The sequence below is a fragment of the Embleya sp. NBC_00888 genome, from assembly GCF_045207655.1.
Taxonomy (GTDB): domain Bacteria; phylum Actinomycetota; class Actinomycetes; order Streptomycetales; family Streptomycetaceae; genus Embleya.
The window spans coordinates 1,346,884-1,367,295 of sequence record NZ_CP108784.1; the positions used below are offsets into that span (position 1 = coordinate 1,346,884).

Annotated in this window: 14 protein-coding genes; 3 read left to right on the forward strand and 11 right to left on the reverse strand. The window is 74.2% G+C overall.

Annotation, left to right across the window (positions count from 1 at the left end):
- Positions 1-258: 258 nt before the first annotated feature.
- Positions 259-627, forward strand: coding sequence for a WhiB family transcriptional regulator (locus OG948_RS05270; protein WP_402229876.1), 369 nt, complete (start codon positions 259-261; stop codon positions 625-627).
- A gap of 45 nt (positions 628-672) precedes the next feature.
- On the opposite strand, the gene OG948_RS05275 is transcribed toward OG948_RS05270, so the two are convergent.
- Positions 673-1,248 carry a phosphoribosyltransferase family protein gene (locus OG948_RS05275; protein ID WP_395872164.1) on the reverse strand — a complete coding sequence of 192 codons (576 nt, stop codon included), beginning with the start codon at positions 1,246-1,248 and terminating at the stop codon, positions 673-675.
- A gap of 129 nt (positions 1,249-1,377) precedes the next feature.
- Positions 1,378-1,605 carry a hypothetical protein gene (locus OG948_RS05280; RefSeq protein WP_395872162.1) on the reverse strand — a complete coding sequence of 76 codons (228 nt, stop codon included), beginning with the start codon at positions 1,603-1,605 and terminating at the stop codon, positions 1,378-1,380.
- A gap of 197 nt (positions 1,606-1,802) precedes the next feature.
- On the opposite strand from OG948_RS05280, the gene OG948_RS05285 reads away from it, so the two are divergent.
- Complete coding sequence (locus tag OG948_RS05285; RefSeq protein ID WP_406294219.1) at positions 1,803-3,860, forward strand: protein kinase domain-containing protein; 2,058 nt, start codon at positions 1,803-1,805, stop codon at positions 3,858-3,860.
- 306 nt (positions 3,861-4,166) lie between these two features.
- Here OG948_RS05285 and OG948_RS05290 read toward each other — a convergent pair whose 3' ends face one another.
- On the reverse strand, positions 4,167-5,285 hold the full coding sequence (locus OG948_RS05290; RefSeq protein WP_406294221.1) for a DUF2637 domain-containing protein: 1,119 nt from the start codon (positions 5,283-5,285) through the stop codon (positions 4,167-4,169).
- Between the two features lie 411 nt (positions 5,286-5,696).
- Between OG948_RS05290 and OG948_RS05295 the strand changes: the two genes are divergently transcribed.
- Positions 5,697-6,590 carry a hypothetical protein gene (locus OG948_RS05295; protein WP_406294222.1) on the forward strand — a complete coding sequence of 298 codons (894 nt, stop codon included), beginning with the start codon at positions 5,697-5,699 and terminating at the stop codon, positions 6,588-6,590.
- Positions 6,591-6,624: 34 nt separating this feature from the next.
- Here OG948_RS05295 and OG948_RS05300 read toward each other — a convergent pair whose 3' ends face one another.
- The 8 genes from OG948_RS05300 to cobO form a co-directional block, all read right to left on the reverse strand.
- Positions 6,625-7,428: a TrmH family RNA methyltransferase gene (locus tag OG948_RS05300; protein WP_406294224.1), complete on the reverse strand. Its 804-nt coding sequence runs from the start codon at positions 7,426-7,428 to the stop codon at positions 6,625-6,627.
- A 660-nt stretch (positions 7,429-8,088) separates the two neighbouring features.
- The gene (gene cobA / locus OG948_RS05305; RefSeq protein ID WP_406294226.1) at positions 8,089-9,312 is read right to left on the reverse strand and encodes a uroporphyrinogen-III C-methyltransferase; all 1,224 of its coding nucleotides are present in this window, start codon (positions 9,310-9,312) and stop codon (positions 8,089-8,091) included.
- Positions 9,313-9,457: 145 nt separating this feature from the next.
- Complete coding sequence (gene cobT, locus OG948_RS05310) at positions 9,458-14,875, reverse strand: nicotinate-nucleotide--dimethylbenzimidazole phosphoribosyltransferase (protein WP_406294227.1); 5,418 nt, start codon at positions 14,873-14,875, stop codon at positions 9,458-9,460.
- Positions 14,872-15,975, reverse strand: coding sequence for an Rv2231c family pyridoxal phosphate-dependent protein CobC (gene cobC, locus OG948_RS05315; protein WP_406294229.1), 1,104 nt, complete (start codon positions 15,973-15,975; stop codon positions 14,872-14,874). Before cobC ends, cobT begins: the two co-directional genes overlap by 4 nt.
- A gap of 186 nt (positions 15,976-16,161) precedes the next feature.
- On the reverse strand, positions 16,162-16,752 hold the full coding sequence (locus OG948_RS05320) for a cobalamin biosynthesis protein (RefSeq protein ID WP_406294231.1): 591 nt from the start codon (positions 16,750-16,752) through the stop codon (positions 16,162-16,164).
- Positions 16,753-16,943: 191 nt separating this feature from the next.
- Complete coding sequence (cbiE, locus tag OG948_RS05325; RefSeq protein ID WP_406294233.1) at positions 16,944-18,158, reverse strand: precorrin-6y C5,15-methyltransferase (decarboxylating) subunit CbiE; 1,215 nt, start codon at positions 18,156-18,158, stop codon at positions 16,944-16,946.
- 119 nt (positions 18,159-18,277) lie between these two features.
- Entirely contained in the window at positions 18,278-19,738 is a 1,461-nt protein-coding gene (locus OG948_RS05330) for a cobyrinate a,c-diamide synthase (RefSeq protein ID WP_406294235.1), read from the reverse strand.
- Complete coding sequence (gene cobO, locus OG948_RS05335) at positions 19,735-20,349, reverse strand: cob(I)yrinic acid a,c-diamide adenosyltransferase (RefSeq protein WP_395872142.1); 615 nt, start codon at positions 20,347-20,349, stop codon at positions 19,735-19,737. Before cobO ends, OG948_RS05330 begins: the two co-directional genes overlap by 4 nt.
- Positions 20,350-20,412: the final 63 nt, after the last annotated feature.

Consider the following 20,412-nt stretch of genomic DNA (forward strand, 5'->3'; position numbering starts at 1 on the left):
TTCCTCCCGAACGTCCATGAACCCCCGGCGGCCCGCCGGAGGTCTTCGGTCACGCTACCCGGACCGCCGGACGACTTCGGCCATCGGGCACCTGTACGACCGACTTGTGACCTGGTTGTTGAGGTGCTCCGAACGGGGGACGTGAGGGATCGCCCTCAACCCTTGCCGAACGGGAGCCGAATTCGCGACCGAAGGAAACCGGTCCCCCATCCGATGCGTCGGTAGGAGCATGAGGGTCCGCCGGGACGGGGGCCCGAGTTGACCGTTGGCACCGTCGAGCAGGAGGAGAACGGGGCGATGGGGACCACACGGATCGCCATACCGACACCACCGCGTTACGGGTGGCAGGAGGACGCGGCTTGCAGGGGCCTGGACGCCGGGCTCTTCTTCGGTGACGACCAGGAGCGGCCCGGCGAGCGCCGGGCACGCGAGCGGGTCGCCAAGAAGGTCTGCCTGTCCTGCCCCGTGCGGCGGCGCTGCCACGAGCACGCGATGTCGGTCCCGGAGCGCCGAGGTGTGTGGGCGGGTCTCGGTGAGACCGAACGCGCCGCACTGCTGCGCGAGCAGGAGCAGGAACACGCGCACGAGCACGAGCACGAGCGGGAGAAAACCACGACGGCGGCCTGATCGGGCCCGCGTCGGGGGTCGTCGGGCGCGCGGCCGGATCCGGGGTCAGGCAGGCAGGTCGTCCTCGGTGAGCAGCCCGCGCACGTCGAGTCGATCCCGCACGTGCGGCGCGCACGCGTCCACCACGACCGCCGCGCCGACCCACTCGGCGCCGGCCTCGGTGACCATCCGCCGCACGGCGCTGGCCTGCGCGCCGGTCTCGAGCCACTCGTCGACCAGGAGCACCCGATCGCCCGGTCGGAACAACCGGCTCGGGACCACCAACGTGAGGCCACCGTCCTGGTATTCGGGCGGGGTGGCGGCGCGCAGCATGGGATCGTCGCCGGGTCGTCGGCCGTCGCCGACGATCCGCCGATCCTTGCGGATCTCGACGAAGCCGACGCCCAGGTGCAGGGCCGTGATCGGACCCAGGACCAAGCCGCGCGTCTCGATGCCGACGATCAGCGTCGGCCGCGCCTCCGCGTGCAGCGCGCCGAGCCCGGGGCCGAGCATCGCCAGCACCTCGGGATCGTGCCACCAGCCGGAGGCGTCGGCGAACGTGCCCCAGGGGGTCTCGCGCCAGGTGAACGCGTCCGCGAGTCGGCGCGCGATGGGTCCCACGCTGCCCTGACGGCTCGTCACCTCGGCGCACCCCGTTCCGTTCCGGCACCGGTCGTGGATCTTCGACCGGACAGGCTACCGGTGCGGGAACGATCGAATCGGCGAACCCGCCCGGGCGGCCCGCGGCAGGGCGGCCGCCCGGGGGCGCGGTCAGTCCGCGCCGGGGCGGTCCAGCGGTTGTTCGACCAACGCGAGCACCCGACTGGCCATGAACCGCGCGGTCCGCACCACGGTGCCGGTGCGGGTCAGTTCGCTCACCTCGACGACTCCCCGGCGGACCGCGACGTCCACCCGGCGCCCCGCGCGCGTCGCGGTCATCTCGTAGGTCTTGGTGCTGTCGCCCGCGTCGACCACTATCTCGACCCGATCGCCCTTCATACGTGCCCCCTTCGACCGATTGGCTCCATCTTCTCCCACAGGTCCGACATCGACCGTCTCCCCGATGGGAGTGGTCCCGCCCCGACTCCGGGGCGCCTTACCGCGCCGGGCACCGGGGTTCCTCTAACGTGTGTCGCACAGGGGATTCGGGCACACGACACCCGGACGACGGCACCACGCGAGGGGATCGGTCACACATGACGATGGTGCGGCTGCGACGGCAGGATCCGCGCATCGTCGGGTCCTATCGGTTGCTGCGTCGTCTCGGGGCCGGCGGCATGGGCGTGGTCTATCTCGGCGTGGACCGGCACGGCACCCGGGTCGCGCTCAAGCTGATCCGCCAAGAGCTGGCCGGGAACCCGGAGTTCCGCTCCCGCTTCGCGCGTGAGGTGGCCGCCGCGGCGATGGTGCGCGGCAACCGGACGGCCGCGCTGGTGGACGCCGACGCGGGCGCCGACCGCCCCTGGCTGGCCACCGTGTACGTCCCCGGGCCCTCGCTCCAGCGCCGGGTCGGCGAGCGCGGCCCGCTGGGTTGCCTGGACCTGGCCCGGGTCGGATCGGCGGTGGCCGACGGCCTGGTCTCCGTGCACGCGGTCGGCGTCGTACACCGCGACGTGAAGCCGTCCAACATCCTGTTGTCACCGGACGGCCCGCAGATCATCGACTTCGGAATCGCCTACGCGGACGGCGCCGGCACCCTGACGGTGACCGGAACGGCGGTCGGCTCACCGGGATTTCTGGCCCCGGAGCAGGTGCGCGGACAGACCGTGACCCCGGCCACCGACATATTCGCGCTCGGCGTCACGCTCGCCTACGCGGGCCGCGGCGCCCCGCCGTTCGGGTCGGGGCCGGTGGACGCACTGCTGTATCGGGTCGTCCACGAGGAACCGGACCTGGAGGGCGTGCCGGAGCAGGTGGTGCCGTTGATCTCGGCCTGCCTGTCCAAGGATCCGCGGATGCGGCCCTCCGCCGAACAGGTCCGCGAGCGGCTGGCCGCGATCGCCCGTCAGCGCGAGGCCGAACGCGGTACGCCGGCCCGCGGCCTGGAGGCGACGGCGTCGACCGCGGCGGCCTCGGTCGCGACCAAGGGTCCGGGCGGCGCGGCACGGGCCGACGGCGGCCCGACGGCCCCGGCCGCGCCGCGCGAGCGGGAGCGGGACCGCGATCGGGCCAGGCGCGAGGCGGCCCGTCGGGAGAGCGCGCGCCGGGACGAGGACACGCGTGCCGACCGATCCTCGGCGGGGCGTGCCGACTCGGCTCGGGCGGATTCCGGGCGGACGCCGGTCGAGGGGCGCTCGGCGACCCGGCCGGAGTCGGGCCGGCACGATTCGACTCGACCCGATGGCGGGCGACCCGACGCGCGGGGGCACGAAGCGCGCGGGCACGAGGGGCGTGGGCAGGACGGACGTTCGGCCGACGGCGGGCGGACGGACCCGGTTCGGCACGAGGCGGGGCGAGGCGATGCCGGGCGGCACGACCTCACCCGCGGCGAACGGACCGAGCGCGGTGATCCGGCGCGCGGCGCGGTGCCGGACCGCCAGGAGCGTACCGACCGCGCCGATCGCACCGATCGTGCCGACGCCAAGCGCGCGGGTCGGGTCGACCACGGGCCGCGTTCGCGTGCCGGGACCGGCACTCCGCGTCGGCGCCGGCCGGAGAACCGACGGCGGTTGCTGATCCAGCAGTTGATCGTGTTCATCGTGGTGACCGCCATCGCCGCGTTCGCCATCGCCGCGTTCCAGAACGACGGCGACGGCGGCGACGACGGCGTGAAGACCACGACCGCCGCCGAGCCCGCCCAGGCCCCGCCGGCCCCCGGCCCGTTCCGGATCGGCCCGGCGCACGGCACGATCCCGATCGCCGACTGGTCCGACCGCACCTACTCGGACCCGTCCGCGGGCGGCGCCGGCGTCACGCTCGCCGACGGCACGGCGGTGGTCGGCAGCGACCGGATCACCCTCGGCGACGTGGTCCCGGCAAGCCTGGACGGCGCACCGGCGGTGATCGTGGTGCTCACCCGCTCCCCCGGCGCCGGCGGCGCGGCGACCCACCTGGTCGAGTTCTTCCGGTTCGCCAACGGCACGCCGGTCGCGGTGGCGGCGCTGGCGGCGGCCGCCGATCCGCAGGCGGTGGCCACCCGATGGACGGTCGCCGACGGCGCGATCGTGCGCATCCGCTCCTACGTGGACGTCCCGGACGTGACCACCCGCTACGTCGTCGGCCCCGACGGCGTATTGGTGCCGGCCGGGGCATGAGAGGCCGCCCGACCGAACCGGCGAGCCCCGTCCCTCGTCCGTCCCCGTGCCGCCCGGCACCCTGATCGCCGAGCCGACCGGCGAGGGACGTGAGACGCCCGGCGCGGGGGCGCGAGACAACCGGCGCGGGGCGCGACGACCGGCGCGAGACGGCCGTACCGATTCGTCCGGACCACCCGGACGACGACCACCGGGCACCCACCACCGACCGACACAACACGACGAGGGGCACCCGGCCGAAGCCGGGTGCCCCTCGTCGTGGATCGGATCACATCTCGTCGGGTGAGCGGATCGTGCTGCCCGGCCTCAGCCGAACTGGCGCTCCAGGTCCTTCAGTTTGCGCTCCAGCGAGTCGAGCCGCGGCAGCGTCATCGTGTCGTCCTCGGCAGTGAGGTCGATGACGTCGCGCCGCTCGCCACCGGTGCCGGCAGTCGCCGCCGGGAGCTCGCTCGCTCGCGCGGAGGGGGCAAGAGCCGGACGGCCGGAAGGGTTGTTCGAGTCGGCTGAGCCGCCGTGGCCGGAAACGTCGTTTCCGGCTATAGCAGGCTCCGAGAGTGCTTCGGAGCCGCCACCTCCCGGCAGAGCAGCCATTTCCTGACGCGCGGCACCGCGACGGCCGAAGTGGCCGCCACCCTCGCCGCGACTGAGCGCCTTGAGCTGCGCGCGCTCGCGCTTGCCGTCGATCCGACGACGCTCGCGATCGTCCTGCTTGGCACGCTTGTCCTCGCGGACCTCCTCGACGGCCTCGTCGAGGGTGCGCACGCCTTCGAGCAGCATGAGCGACCACGCGTTGAACGTCTCGTGCGGGGCACGCAGCCACCGCACGATCCGGATCTGCGGCAACGGACGCGGGACCAGGCCCTGTTCGCGCAACGCGGCCCGACGGGTCTGCTTGAGCGCACGGTCGAACAGGACGGCCGCGGAGAGCGACATGCCGGCGAAGAACTGCGGGGCACCGGCGTGCATGTCGCCGCGCGGCGCGTGCACCCAGTTGAACCAGGCCGAGGCACCCGCGAACGTCCAGACGAGTATCCGCGAACCGAGCGCGGCGTCACCGTGGCTGGCCTCGCGCACCGCGAGCACGGAGCAGAACATCGCCGCCCCGTCGAGCCCGAACGGCACCAGGTACTCCCAGCCGTTGGCCAACCCGAGGTTCTCCCGGCCGAAGCCGACCAGGCCGTGGAACGACAGCGCGGCCGCGACACCGGCGCAGACGAACAGCAGGGTGTACGAGGCGACCCCGTACATCAGCTCCTTGCGCCGCCGACGGTCCTGCTCACGCTCCCAGTTGTCGGATCCTTCCCCGGTATCCGTCGCGTCGACCTTGCGGCGTCGCACGACCAGATACGCCACAAGCGCCATAAGGGCGACCAGTTCCGCCAAGCCGACGAGGGCCCAGGCCAGGGGTACACCCATGATCTCCAACGAGCTTTGCCTCGCTTCCCGTTCCTGATCCGATTGCGCGGCGCCCCATACTGGCGGAATTTCGCCTGGTGCGGGTCGAATCCACCGAATATCCCGCGTGTGGGTGACAGGACATTCCCCTGCACAACCACTTTTTCGGCCGCCCGTGCGACCCCAACGGGCCACTGCGCCAATTAGGGCGACGCTCGACCGTACTGCACTTCCGCGCACACGCTAGTCCAAGATCACATTCGATCGAAATTGGCATGACACGATCGGCATGTCCTGGGAGAAATTAGGGAAGGGCCTTGCGCCCAATTCCGAGCGATCGGAAGAAAAATCTCAATAGACACAAGAAAGAGGAAGCAGATCACTACCAACCAAACACACAATGACGGGCGTTCAGGTGCAAAAACGGACGCGGATGATCGGATGAAACTGCATCGGACCGTCGCTTACCTGGACGGACGACCGTACACGCTGATCACGTTGCGACCGTCCACCACGGCCCGATTCGCCGTCAACCACTTTCACGACTCCTGGCACGTGTTGTCCGACCAGGCCGGGGCCCGGCTGTTCGCCCGGCTGCTGTGGGGCCTGGCCTACGGGCGGCACGAGAACACTCTCGTGGTGATCGATCGACGGTTCCTGACCCCGACCCCGTTCGAGGCCGAACCGTCGTTGCCCATCGTGCTGTTCGCGACCGAGCGCACACCCTTCGGTGGCCGGGCCGCACGCGACCTGCGCGGACTGTTGCCCGCGCCGGCCGCCCCGGACGGCACCGTGCGCTGGCAAACCCACGGCCTGACCGCGGCACTCGCCGACCGGGAGGCGTGGCAGCAGGAGCATCCGGAGCCGCCCTGGGACTGGGAGCGGGAGCGCCGCCTCAAGCGCAAACGGCACCATACGGTGCGCGACGGACTGTTGGTCCTGCCCGGGAACACCGACGCGCTGCTGCGCGAGGCCGTGCTGATCGCCGGCCTCGAGGTGTCCGCGAAGGCGCCGATGGCCTACGAGTACCTGCACCACTACGAGTTCCAGATCTTCCACGACTTCCGGCGCCGGGTCAGCGCGGCCCGCACCGCGCGCCGCGAGATCCGGTCGCTGCCGGTGCCGCCGGACCGGCACGCCGGCCCAGGCTACCACGAGGGCGACCCGGTCCGCCGACACATCTGGGTCCGGGGCACCGAGATCCGCAAGGAGCGGATGCGCGGGCGCCGCGTGGTCCACCGGCCGGCGCTCTACCAGACCCGCTCGATCAACGAGATCCAGCGCTCGGGCCCGACCCCGTACGAACGCAAGGAGGCCGACCCGGCAGACGACTGAACCGGCTCTCCCGGGCCCGGCCGGGTGGGCCGGCTCAGCCGAACGTCACCGCGTAGAAGGCGACCGCCGCCGCGGCGCCCACGTTGAGCGAGTCGACCCCGTGCGACATCGGGATCCGCACCAGCCGATCGGCCGCGGCGAGCGCCTTCGCGGTCAGCCCCGGCCCCTCGGCACCGAGCATCAGCGCACATCGGTCCAGATCCGCCGCGGGCAGTTCGTTGAGCGCGACCGACCCCTCGGCGGGAGTCAGCGCGAGCAGCGTCAGACCGGCTCCGCGCAACACGTCCAGCCCGCCGGGCCACGGCTCGAGTCGGGCGTAGGGCACGGAGAACACCGCCCCCATCGAGACCTTCACCGAACGCCGGTACAGCGGGTCCGCGCAGTCCGGCGACAACAACACGGCGTCCATGCCCAGCGCCGCCGCGCCACGGAAGATCGCGCCCACGTTGGTGTGGTCGTTGACGCCCTCCAGAACCGCGACCCGCCGCGCCCCGGCCACCACATCGGCCGCCGCCGGCAACGGCTTGCGGCCCATCGAGGCGAGCGCGCCGCGATGTACCTGATAGCCCGTCACCTGCTCGACGACATCCGGACTGCCCACGTACACCGGCACATCGGCGGCCTCGATCACGTCCGCCATCGTCTCGATCCAACGCTCCGACAGCAGCATCGACCGCATCGGGTAACCCGCCGCGAGCGCCCGACGAATCACCTTCTCGCCCTCCGCCATGAACAGCCCCTCGGCCGGTTCACGACGACGACGCAGCTCCACATCGGTCAGATCGGTGTAATCCACAAGCCGCGGGTCGGCACAGTCGTCAAGCAAGATCACGGACACCCCCTCAGTCTCCCAGCCCACCCGACACCCCCCGACAGCCCACCCACCAACCCACGGCCCGGCACGCGACGCACGGTCCGGCAACCAACCCGCCTCGCCGGCACGCGACCGGCCGTGCCGGCACCGAGCTCGCCCATCCGGCCACCGACAACCCGTCCGGCATTTGAGAACAAACGGACCACAGGCCCCTTCCCCCAGCCCGCCCCACACACCCACTCAGCCCACCCGGCGCCCGAGGACACCCACCGCAGCCGCCCGCGACCCACAACCACCCCGCCCGACCCCACCAAACTCAGCCCGCCCGGCGCTTGAGGACACCCACCGCACGCGCCCGCCGACCGCAACCACTGCACCCCGAGCGCACCAATCCAGCCCACCCGGCGCCCGAGGACGCTCACCGCACGCGCCCGCCAACCGCAACCGCCCCTCCCGGCCCCGCCAACCTCAGCCCGTCCGGCGTTTGAGGACAAACGAACCACAGGCCCGGCGCGCCCCCAGCCCGCCGCACACACCCACTCAGCCCGTCCGGCGCCCGAGGACACCCACCGCACGCGCCCGCGACCCGCAACCACCCCGCCCGACCCCACCAAACTCAGCCCGTCCGGCGTTTGAGGACAAACGGACCGCAAGCCCCCACCCCCGTGGCCGTCACGCAACCGTTCAGCCCGTGAGCGCGACCACGTCACCGATCACCACGATGGCCGGAGGCCGAATGCCCTCCGCCACCACATCGGCCGCGGCCGAAGCCAGCGTCGTGCGCAACACCCGCTGGGTGGCCATCGTGCCCTCCTGGATCACCGCCACCGGCGTGTCCGTCGCCCGCCCGTGCGCGACCAGCGCCGCGGTGATCGGCCCGAGCCGTTCCACCGCCATCAGCAGTACGAGCGTCCCGCGCAGCCGCGCGAGCGCCGCCCAGTCCACCAGCGAGCGCGGGTCCTCCGGCGCGACGTGCCCCGAGACCACGGCGAACTCGTGCGCGACGCCCCGGTGCGTGACCGGAATGCCGGCTATCGCCGGCACCGAGATCGCGCTGGTGATGCCGGGCACCACCTGGCACGGCACGCCCGCCTCGGCGCACGCGAGCGCTTCCTCGAAGCCCCGGCCGAAGACGTAGTTGTCGCCGCCCTTGAGCCGGACCACGAACCGACCCGCCTTGGCGTGCTCGATCATCGCGTCGTTGATCGCCTCCTGGGCCATCGCCCGCCCGTACGGGATCTTCGCCGCGTCGATCACCTCCACGTGCGGCGGCAACTCGCCCAGCAGCGCGCGCGGGCCCAGCCGGTCGGCGATCACCACGTCGGCCTCGGCGAGCAGTCGCCGGCCGCGCACGGTGATCAGGTCCGGATCGCCGGGGCCGCCGCCGACCAGGGCCACGCCCGGAAGCACACCGACCGGACGCTCCCCCCGTGCGGCCAGCGAGCCGTCGTGCAGGCCCTCGACGATGCGATCCCGCACCCCCGCCGCACGCCGGGGGTCGCCGCCCGCGAGCACCGCCACGGTGAGCCCGTCGTGCCGGCCGCTGGCCGGTGTCCACGCGCTGGCGTGCGACGCGTCGTCGCAGCGCACGCAGAACACCCGCAGCGCCTCGGCGTCGGCGGCCACCGCCTCGTTGACCTCGGCCAGGTCGGTCGCGGCCAGCGCGTACCACGCGCCGTCCAGGTCACCGGGCGCGTAGGCGCGCCGCGCCCACCGCAGCTCGCCGCCGGTCGCCATGCCCTCGACGGCCGGCGTCGCCTCGGGGGCGACCACGAGGACGTCCGCACCGGCGTCGAGCAGGGCGGGCAGGCGGCGCTGGGCGACCGTGCCGGCGCCGACCACGACGACCCGGCGCCCTTCCAGGCGCAGGCCGGCGGGATAGGCGGGAGGACCAGGAAGTCGGGACATCGTTCTCACTTTTCGGGTGGGGCTGGGTGCTCTGGGTACGGGTTCTCGGGTCTCGGGTTCTCGGCGTTTTCCCGCGCGGAAAGGGCACCTCTGCCACTCCATCGTGGCCGAGGTGCCCTTCGGCTGCTGCGGGCGGGGGTCGAAATCAGTCGGTTTTGCCGCTGACTCCCGCCGAGTCGAACGTGGCCACATCGTGCAGTACGCGCACCGCGCTCTGCACCAGGGGCAGCGCGAGCACCGCGCCGGTGCCCTCGCCGAGCCGCATCTCCAGCTCGACGAGCGGACGCAGCGACAACTTCGCCAGGGCCGCCGCGTGGCCGGGTTCGGCCGAACGGTGGCCCGCGACACAGGCCTGGATCGCCTCCGGCGCGATCGCCTGCGCGACCAGCGCCGCCGCGCCGGCGATCACGCCGTCGAGCACCACCGGGACGCGCAGCGCCGCCGCGCCGATGATGTAGCCGGCGATCGCCGCGTGCTCGAGACCGCCGACCGCGGCCAATACTCCGATCGGGTCACCCGGGTCGGGTTCGTGCCGCGCAAGGGCCGCCTTGACCACTTCGATCTTGCGCCGGTGCGTCGCATCGTCGATCCCGGTGCCCCGTCCGGTCACCTCGGCCACGTCCATGCCCGTGAACACCGAGATCAGCGCGGCGGACGCGGTCGTGTTGGCGATGCCCATGTCGCCGGTGAGCAGGCCTCGGTTACCGGCGGTGACCAGGTCGCGGGCGGTCTCGATGCCGACCTCGATCGCCGCGACCGCCTCCTCGCGGGTCATCGCGAGGCCCTGGGTCATGTCGCCGGTGCCCGGCCGGATCCGGCGCGGGAGCAGTCCGGACGCCTGCGGCAGCTCGGTCGCGACGCCGACGTCCACGACGCACACCTCGACGCCGATCTGCTTGGCGAACGCGTTGACCACCGCGCCGCCGGCGAGGAAGTTGCCCACCATCTGCGCGGTGACCTCCTGCGGCCACGGCGACACGCCCTGCGCGTGCACGCCGTGGTCGGCGGCGAACACCGCGACGGCGGCGGGCTCGGGGATCGGCGGCGGGAAGGTCCGGGCCAGGCCGGACAACTGCGCGCCGATCGTCTCCAGGATGCCCAGCGAGCCCGGCGGCTTGGTCATCACGCGCTGGTGCTCCCACGCCGCGCCCAGCGCCTTGGCGTCGAGCGGTCGGACCGAGTGGAGCGTCTCGTCGAGCAGGCTGACCGGTTCCTCGCCGGGCAGGCCGCGCCGGCCGTACGTCTCCTCGTGCACCACCCACGACAGCGGCCTGGCCTTGGCCCAGCCCGACGTGGCCAGCTCCGGCTCGTCCGGGAAGGCGTCCACGTAGCCGACGCACAGGTAGGCGACCACGTCGATGTGGTCGGGCAGGCCGAGCGCCGTGGCCAGCTCGCGCTCGTCGAAGAAGCTCACCCAGCCCACGCCCAGGCCCTCGGCCCGCGCGGCGAGCCACAGGTTCTCCACCGCGAGCGCGCTGGAGTACGGGCCCATCTGCGGCTGGGTGTGCCGACCGAGCGTGTGCCGACCGCCGCGCGTGGAGTCCACGGTGACCACGATGTTGACCGGGGTCTCCAGGATGGCCTCGACCTTGATCTCCAGGAACTGCTTGGCCCGGGCCTTGGGCAGTGAGGTCGCGTACGCCTCGCGCTGCCGCTGGGCCAGCTCCTGAACGGTGACCCGGGTCTCCTCGGAGCGGATCACCACGAAGTCCCAGGGCTGCGAGTAGCCGACGCTGGGCGCCGCGTGCGCGGCCTCCAGCACCCGCACCAGCACGTCGTCCGGCACCGGATCCGGTCGGAAACCGGCCCGGACGTCCCGGCGCTCGCGCATCACCCGATGCACCGCCTCGCGCGCCGCGTCGTCGTAGCCGGGCGCGGCCGGGCCACGCTCGACCTCGGGCTCCGGCTCCTGCTCTTGCTCCTGTTCCGGCGTGGCGGCGGCCTCGGGCTCGGTCGACTCCTCGGTCGACCCCTCGGTCGACGTCTCGACCGGCGCGCCCGCGTCGGGCGTCGCCGACTCGGCCGCGACCGCCTCCGGCGTCGGCTCCTCGGCCGGCGCCGGCGCCGGCGCAGAACCGTCCGCCGCCGCTGCCGGATCGGCCGCGACCGGAGGTTCGGTGGCGGGCAGCAGCACGGTGACGGCGGTCGCCGAGACGGGCTCGCGCACCACGTCACCGTCGGTCGCCGCACCACCGGTCGCCGGCGTGTCACCCGCAGACGCCTCGCCGGCGGGCTCGGTCGGCGTGTGCCCCGTCGGAACCGTCGCCTCCGCCGCGACCACCTCTGCCGGGCCGGCCTGAGCCGGTCCGCCCTGTACCGGTTCGCCCTCTGCCGGGCCGGCCTGAGCCGCTCCGCCCTGAGCCGGTGCGATCGGCAGGGCACCGACCGGATCGGCCGGGGGCGGCGGAATCCTGGGGATCTCGCCGGTTCCGGCGACGGCCGCGGGCTGCGGCTGCCGGTCCGGCTCGGCGGTGGGCATCGGCTCGGGGGCTTGCATGGCGGTGCCTTCGTCGGACGTACGTGGAACTGCCGGGTCGGCGGCGGTCGATCCGGCCGGGTCGGCCGGGGCCGGACCGGCGGCCGGCGCGGCCTCGGTCGGCGTCGTTCCCGCGACGGGCTCGGGGGCCGTCGCGGGCACCTGCTGCTCGCCGGCGGCCTGCGGAGCGGGGATCTCCTCCGCGACCTGCTCCGCCGCGCCGGACGGCGTGGTCGGTCCGGCGGGTGTGGGCCCGGCCGGGTCACCGACGACGGGCGCCTCGTTCGGGAGTGCGGCCGGGGTCGAGTCGGCCGACGCGTCGTCCGCGGGGGTGACCGCAGTCGCCTCCGCGGATGCCTCGCCAGTGGCGACCGCGACCGGCGCGGCCTCGGCGACCGCTTCGACGGCGCCACCGGCCGCCGGTTGCTCCGCCGGCGCGGCGACCGGAACGGCCTCGACGACGGACGGTGCCTCGCCCGACTGCTCGGCGCCCCGACCCTGCGCGGACGACTCGGCCGAAGCCGCCTCGGCCCCGGTGGGTACGACGGACGCGGCCGGCTCGGTCCAGGCGGCGACAGTCGGCGCATTCGGCGCGACCGGCACGGCCTGTGCGACCGAAGCGGCCGGCTCGACGGGCGCGGTCGGCCCGGTCGACACCGCCGGTGCGGTCGGCGCCGGCTGTACGGACGGCCCGGACGGCCCGGACGGCGCCGTCGGCGTGACCGAATCGGCCTGTGCGACCGGTGCCGACGCCTCCCCGGAGGCGGTGGACGCGACCGGCTCGGCCGGCGCCGGCTCGGCATCCGGCTCCCCGACCACTGCCGCCGCCGCGCTCCGGCCGGACGCCTCGGGCGCATTGGCCTCCGGCGCGACCACGTCGACGCCACCGGCCTCGACCTGCGACCCGGCCGGCTGTACGCCCGCCGCGCCGCTCTCGACCGGGGTGGTCGGCTCGGTAGGCGCCGCGATCGAACCCTGGGACGGCGCCTCCGCCGCAACCGGCTTCGCCGGCACGGCCGTCGCGACCGGCGCGGCATCCGCCGGCACCTCGGTCGCCGACGAACCAGCGTTCGACGCCGCCGCACCCGGCGACTCGACCGCATCGGCGACGGGCGCGGCCGGCTCGGCCGTCGGCGATGCCGCCGGAGTCTCCTCCGCGACCTGCGCGGTGACCGGCTCGGGCGGTGGGACCGGACCGATCGGCCCTTCGACAACGGGAGTCGCCCCGTGCTCACCGGACTCGGCCGAGGCCGACCCGGTCTCGGGCTTGCGTCGCCGACCCCCGCTGCCTTCCGGCACGACGGGCGCGACGACCGCGACCGGCGGCACCGGCTCGGCCGCCACCGGCGGTTCGGCGTTCTCCTGTGCGGCGTTCTCCTGCCGTGCGGCGACGACGGACGGCCCGGCCTCGGCCACGGCCTGCTCCGGCGCCGACCCGACCAGCGGTGCGGACTCGGGCGCACTCGCGGGCCCGACCGCCTGCGCCGGCGCGTCGGCCACACCCGGCGGCACCGAACCGGCCGCCTCCGCGCTGCCGATCGGCCCGGCGGCGGGCGTGGGAGCGGCGGGCGGCGGAGCGGTCTGTCCGGACAACGCGGTGACGACCGCGTCCGGCGCGGCCTGGACGAATCTGGGATGCGCGGGCTGCGGCGGCACACCCGGCAACGGTTGCGGTATGGCCGGCGCGGTCACCCCCTGCGCGGGCGTGGCCGGCGGCGCGGGCCGCTCGGCGACCGGCGCGACCGGCGGCGGTTCGACGGGCGCCGGCGCGGGCGGCTGCGGCGCGGTGGCCTGCGGCGGTACCACCGGCAGCGCCTGCGCCGGCGTCGCCTGCGCGGGGATGCCGGTGTTCACCGCGTCGCCCACGGGATGCGCGCCGCTGTGCGGGCCGGTCTGCTGCGGCACCGGGCCACGCCCCACCCGACGCTGCCGACGCGGCGGCAGCGTGGTGCGCTGCGGCACGGCGGCGGCTACCGGGAACGGCGGGGTGTCCGCCGGATTGCCGCCGACCGGCTGCGCCGGCTGCTGCGGTGCCACCGGCTCCTGAACCTGCCCGGATTCCTGCGTCTGCCGGACCTGTTGGACCGGCTGGGCCGACTGCGCCTGCTGAACCGGCTGCGGCTGGTCCGCGCTCTGCGCCGCACGCACGCGCTGCCGCAACCGCCCACCACCGGTCCCGGGCTGCTCGGCGAACGCGCCGGGCACCGGACCACCGGCCGGGTTCGGCACCAGGCTCGGCGTCGCACTCGGGGTCGCGTTCTGCGTCACGTTCGAGGCCGCCTCGGCCCCGGCCTCGACCGGCGCGCGCTCCGGCGCCGGCGGTGCCTCCGAGCCGTACCCGGCGACCGGCTGCGCGGTGGCCGGCACGAATTGCGGCGCCACGAACTGCGGTGCGGCGGGCGGCGGTACAACGGGCGCCGCCTGCGCCGGCAGCGGCGCGGGCACACCGGGTACGTGCACCTCCGGTACGGCCGCACTCTGGACCGGCCCGCCCTGCACCGGATCACCCTGCACCGGACCGCCCTGCGCGGGCACGCCCTGGATCGGTGCTCCCTGCACGGGACCACCCTGCACCGGACCACCCTGGGCCGGCGCCGGATAGGGCTCGGCCACGCCCTGCGGCGCGCCGTACTCCCCGGGGCCGAATCCCTGGACCGGCTGCGGGACTTCCTGATGTGGCGTCATGGGACCGGGCGGATATGGGATCTGACCGGCCGTCATCGGCGCGACCTGGGTCACCGGCAATTCCGGCTCGTCGATGATCATCGCGGCGAACATGCCGGACTGCGGGCCGGGCACGGCGTCGTACGCCTGCTCGACCGGCGGCACCGGAACCTGTCCCGAGGCGTCGTCGCCGGCCGCGGCCATCCGGTCGGCCAGGGACATCCCCGGCGCGCCCGTCACCGCGGCGTTCGGATCGGCCCAGCCGGCCTGCGGCCCCGGCATCAACAGCGAGTCCTCGTCGTCCAGATCGTCGTACGGATACGGACCGGCCGGTTCCCCCACCGGGCCGGTGCCGGCGGCGTGCCTGGCGGGGCCAGGGCCTACGCCCTCCCCGGCAGGTCGGCGCTCGTCGGCTTCGCTCATCTAACTACTCCTTCCAGGGCAGCCGCGAAGGCCAGCGTCGTGGCACGATCCCGCACCGCGATCCGAAGCCAGTCCGGACCCAGGCCCGGAAAGGTATCGGCCCGCCGAACCGCGTAGCCTCGCTCCCTCAGCTGCTCGCGGATCTCTGGGCCCCCCTCGATCCGCGCGAGCACGAACGAGGACCGGGGAACGACCGGTAGCCGCATCCCCGAAAGCGTGCGCAGCCTCTCCACGAGGTACGAACGGTCAGCCGCGAGCGTAACGGCCAACGCCTCCGCCTGCGCGAGCGCCTCCGGCGTGCAGCACGCCTCGGCGGCGATCAACGCCGGTGTCGACACCGACCACAACGGCTGAGCGTCCGTGAGGATGCGCACCAGATCCGGGGAAGCCAGGACGTAACCGATCCGAAGTCCGGCCAACGCCCAGGTTTTCGTGAGACTTCGCACAACCACGAGCCCGGGCAGGTCGCGTCGGTGCGCCACACTTTCGAGTTCGCCGGGAATGGTGTCGGCGAACGCCTCGTCGACCACCAGGATCCGGCCGGGACGGGCCAGCGCGGCGATGGTCGCCGCCGGGTGCAGCACCGAGGTGGGGTTGGTGGGGTTGCCCAGGACCACCAGATCGGCCTCGTCGGGGATCCGGGCCGGGTCCAGCACGAAGCCGCTCTCCGCGTCGAGCAGCACCCGGTGCACGGTGTGTCCGGCGGCCCGCAGCGCGGCCTCGGGCTCGGTGAACTGCGGGTGCACGATCACCGCGTGACGCGGGGTCAGCGCCCGGGCGAGCAGTACGAACGCCTCGGCGGCGCCCGCCGTGGGCAACACCTCGGCGATCGGCCGCCGGTGTCGCGCGGCGATCGCGGCCCGGGCCCGGCCGGTGTCGGGATAGGCGGCCAGGTCGGACAGGCTCGCGGTGAGCCGGTGCACCAGCCACGGCGGCGGGGCCGCGAGGCGGACGTTGACCGCGAGGTCCACCAGGCCCGGCCCGATCTCGGCGTCGCCGTGATGGCGCAGATCCACGTCCGGTTCGACGCGCGCGCCCGGTGTGCCGTCCCGTTCGTCGGGAGTGGGACCGTCGAGTTCCGTCATCGCGTCATTGCCCATGTCCGTGGTTCCCGTACCCCTGCCCGGTGCCCCTGCCCCGCCCGTGTCGTTCGTGTCCATGATGGTGGTGATGGTGCCCGGTCCGACGGCCGGGGTCCCGGCGTTGACCGTGAGCCGGCACTTCCCGACCGTTTCGCCGCGCGAACTCGACCGCCCTACCGCCGAGTCCGCCCATTTCCGCATCGATCATGACGTTTTTTGCCCCACCCGCGTGTCGACCGACCCACCCGCCGGCCCCGAACCCGCGTCGGCACGCCCGGCGGCCACCGCGTCGACCGCGCGACCGTGTCGGGCGACCGCCACCGTACAGCGCGGCCGCTCCCCCACGCCGCGCGTCTTGGCCACCAGCAACTCGCCCACCGGCGCGCCCGATACCGGCCCCAGACACGCGGCGGCCTCGGCCACGCCCGGCGTCCCGACCGCCGCCCGGACCCGCTCGCTCGGATGCGGCACCGGCACCTCGGCCAGTTCCCCCGCCGCACGGGCGAACAGCGGCAGCCGCAGCAGTTCCGCCCCGGCGACCAGCCCCGGCTCGTCCGCCCGGGCCGCCACCGTCACCAGCGCCAGCACCGCCGAACGCTCCAGACCGGCCCGCGCGAGCACGGCGCACACGCTCGCGCGCACCTCCTCCGCGCCCACCCCGCGCGCCACCCCGACCCCGACCACCAGATCCCGCCCGACCGACCCCGCGCCACCCTCCATGGCCGAAACCCGACCCACCGAAGCACGCTCCACCGAAGCGCCCTCCACCCGGGCGTCTTCAGCGGGAACACCCACCGCCGAAGCACCTTCCACCGAAGCACCTTCCACCGAAGAACCCTTCGCAGGAGCACCCCTCACAGGAGCCCCCTCCGCCAAAGCACCTTCCGTCGGAGTACCCACCGCCGGACCGCTCTCCGCCGAAGCACCCACCGCCGCGACACCCGCCCCCGAACCGGCCGTCCGCGCGCCCCACACCCCGTCCCCCGTCAAGAACGATCCCCCCACACCACGAAGACCGGATGCGCCGCCTCCAGCCGCTGCGCGCCGCCGTTCACCGGCGACAACCGCGAGGCCTGGAGCAGGCATCCCTCCACCGTGTAGCCCGCCCGCTCCAGCACCGCGCGCGCCTCGGCCACCCGATCCACCTCGGACATCGCCGCGACGATCCGCTCCGGCCGCCGCGCCGCGCACGCGGCCACCGTCGAGGGTCCGCCGCCGCCCACGAACACCACGTCCGGCAGCGGCAACCGGGACAACACCTCGGGCGCCTTACCATGCACCACCTGTATCTCGACCCCGAATCGGCTCGCGTTCTCGGCGATCAGATCGCACCCGAACGCCTCCCGCTCGACCGCGACCACCGCCGCGCCGTGCCGCGCGCACTCGACGGCCACCGAACCACTGCCCGCCCCGATGTCCCACACCAGATCACCGAGCCTGGGGCCGATTCGGGCCACCGCCAACGCGCGCACCTCGGCACGGGTGATCGCGCCGGTGCGATGCGCGTACGCGTCCTCCGCCATCGCCCACCCGCGCACCGGGCCGGGAAAGCCCGGGCGTTCACCGGCCAGCCAGCCCGCCGCCGCACCCGCGCGCGGAGCCGGCCCGATCACGATCACCACGTCCACGTCGGACCACTCGTGCTCCATCGCGTGCTCGGCGGAGACCATCGAGATCTCCTCCCGCTCGGTGCCCAGGCGCTCGCACACCACGAACGTGCGCGGCACATCCGGGAGCAGCGCGGCGAGTTCGGCCGGACCCGCGCCGGGACCGGTGAGCACCGCGACCTTCCCGAACGCCCGGCACACGTTCGCCGCGCGCCGCACGTCCCGGCCCAGGGCGCTGACCACCCGCGCGTCGTCCCAGGGCATCGCGGCCCGGGCGAAGGCCCGCGCGACCGAGGAGACGGCGGGCACGATCTCCAACTCCAGGCCGTACTCGGGCCGGCGCAACAACCGCACGATGCCGAAGAACCCCGGGTCACCGACGGCCAGCACGACCGCTATGCCGCGATGCGCGCCGATCCGCTGCGCGGCCACGTGCACGTTGCCCAGCACCACCCGTTCCGCGCCCTCGGGCACCGTGACGGCGGCCAACAGCCGTTCCGGACCGGCCACCAGGGTCGCCGTCCGGATCGCCTCCACCGCCGGTGCCGACAGCGGTCCGCCGTCGTACCCGATCACGGTCACCCGATCAGCCATGGCCATCCCCTCGCCGTGCCGAACCCCGGGGGTCCCGCGCGTGATCATGCGATGACATCCCCGACGGGGTGCCCGTACACCCGACACGACGTCCACCCCGCCGTCGCGGGTTGCGCCGATCACCGCCCGAGCGTGGTCTCTTCCCTCCGGTCGGTGACCGGCGACCCGCCCGCGCCGCCCGGGACTCGCCCCCGCGCACCCACCGCACCCGCGCCCGTCGGCTCGACCGCGAGCGCGCAGGAGTGCGCGAACCGCCGGGCCAGATCGGGCGCGCCGGCCCAGTGCGTGTGCAGGTACGACGCGTGCACCGACCCGGCGATGTGCCCCTCCAGACCGGAGTCGCCCAGGCTCCACGCCGCTCGGCGCCCGGCCCGAGGGGTGAGCGTCGTGCGGTGGAACTCGTGTCCCCGGACCACTCGACCGGTCTCGGCGAGCACCGAGTCGTGCGCGGCCGTCGCCTCCCGATAGCCCAGGGTCAGCCGTTCGGTCAGCCGCGCGTCCGCGTCCAGCACGCCGCACATCGGCGCGCCGTCCAGGGTCCGGGCCAGGTACAGCAGCCCCGCGCACTCGGCCGCGATCGGGCCGCCGCGCGCGGCCAGCGCCACCACGTCCGCGCGCAGGCTCGTGTTGGCGGCCAGCTCCGCCGCGTACACCTCGGGAAATCCGCCGCCCACCACCAGTCCCGCCGTGCCCGTCGGCAACCGTTCGTCCCGCAGCGGGTCGACGGTGACCACGTCCGCCCCGGCCGCGTCGAGCAGTTCGGCGGTCTCGGCGTACGCGAAGGTGAACGCCGAGCCGCCCGCGACGGCGATCGTGGGCCGCCCGGGGATCGCGCCGCCCACCTCGCGTACCGGGTCCCACGGCGCGTCGGGCAGCGCTCCCGCGCTCGCCGCGATCCGCCGCACCTCGGCCAGGTCCACGCTGCGCGCGATCAGTTCGCCGAGCGCGTCCACCGTGCGCACGGCGTCCGTGTGCCGCTCGGCGACCGGGACCAGGCCCAGATGCCGGGCGGGCTTGGCGATCGCGTCGTGCCGGCGCAGCACACCCAGGACCGGCATACCGATCTCGTCCAGCGCCTCGCGCAGCATGCTCTCGTGCCGATCCGAGCCGACCCGGTTCAGGATCACCCCGGCCACGCCCACGTCCGGGTCGAACGCGTCGAATCCGCGCACGAGCGCGGCCACCGAGCGGCTCTGCGCCCGCGCGTCCACGACCAGGATCACCGGCGCCGCGAGCAGGCGCGCGACGTGCGCGGTGGAGGCGTACCCACCGCGTCCGGCCGCGCCGTCGAACATGCCCATCACGCCCTCGACGACCGCCAGATCGGCGCCGCGCGCGCCGTGCGCGAACAGTGGCGCGATCCGTTCCTCGCCGACCAGGAACGGGTCGAGGTTGCGCCCGGGCCGGCCGGCCGCGAGCGCGTGATAGCCGGGGTCGATGTAGTCCGGCCCCACCTTGTGCGGTGAGACCGTGTCGCCGCGCCGGGTGAACGCCGCGATCAGCCCGGTGGCGACGGTGGTCTTGCCGTGCCCGGAGGCGGGTGCGGCGATCACCACGCGCGGCAGCGCCGGACCACTCACCACTCGATGCCTCGCTGGCCCTTTTGTCCCGCGTCCATCGGGTGCTTGATCTTGGTCATCTCGGTGACCAGGTCGGCCGCCTCGATCAGCCGCGGGTCGGCGTCGCGGCCGGTGATCACCACGTGCTGACTGCCGGGCCGGTCGCGCAGCACCGCGACCACCTCGTCCACGTCCACCCAGCCCCACTTCATCGGGTAGGTGAACTCGTCGAGCACGTACACCCGATAGGTCTCGGCGGCCAGGTCGCGCTTGATCTGCTCCCAGCCCTGCCGGGCCGCCTCGGCGTGGTCCTCCTGGGTGCCCTCGCGCTGGATCCAGGACCAGCCCTCGCCCATCTTGTGCCAGGTGACCGGACCACCCTCGCCGGTCTCGGTGTGCACCCGCCCGAGGGTGCGCAGCACGGTCTCCTCGCCGACCTTCCACTTCGCCGACTTCACGAACTGGAACACCCCGATCGGCCAGCCCTGGTTCCAGCCGCGCAGGGCCAGTCCGAACGCGGCGGTGGACTTGCCCTTGCCGGGCCCGGTGTGCACGACGACCAACGCCCGGTTCCGACGCTGACGCGTGGTCAGCCCGTCGGCGGGAACATGCGTGGGAACGCCTTGCGGCATGGTGATCTCCCTGTGTCCATGAAAACGTCGAGGCAGGTCTCCTACAGTCGCCCGGCCGCCCGC

Bases quoted from the DNA above. Each gene is read 5' to 3' on its own strand.
- OG948_RS05280 (WP_395872162.1), bottom strand. From the start codon at position 1,605: ATGAAGGGCGATCGGGTCGAGATAGTGGTCGACGCGGGCGACAGCACC.
- OG948_RS05285 (WP_406294219.1), top strand. From the start codon at position 1,803: ATGACGATGGTGCGGCTGCGACGGCAGGATCCGCGCATCGTCGGGTCC.
- OG948_RS05295 (WP_406294222.1), top strand. From the start codon at position 5,697: ATGAAACTGCATCGGACCGTCGCTTACCTGGACGGACGACCGTACACG.
- cobA (WP_406294226.1), bottom strand. From the start codon at position 9,312: ATGTCCCGACTTCCTGGTCCTCCCGCCTATCCCGCCGGCCTGCGCCTG.
- cobT (WP_406294227.1), bottom strand. From the start codon at position 14,875: ATGAGCGAAGCCGACGAGCGCCGACCTGCCGGGGAGGGCGTAGGCCCT.
- cobC (WP_406294229.1), bottom strand. From the start codon at position 15,975: ATGGGCAATGACGCGATGACGGAACTCGACGGTCCCACTCCCGACGAA.
- cbiE (WP_406294233.1), bottom strand. From the start codon at position 18,158: ATGGCTGATCGGGTGACCGTGATCGGGTACGACGGCGGACCGCTGTCG.
- cobO (WP_395872142.1), bottom strand. From the start codon at position 20,349: ATGCCGCAAGGCGTTCCCACGCATGTTCCCGCCGACGGGCTGACCACG.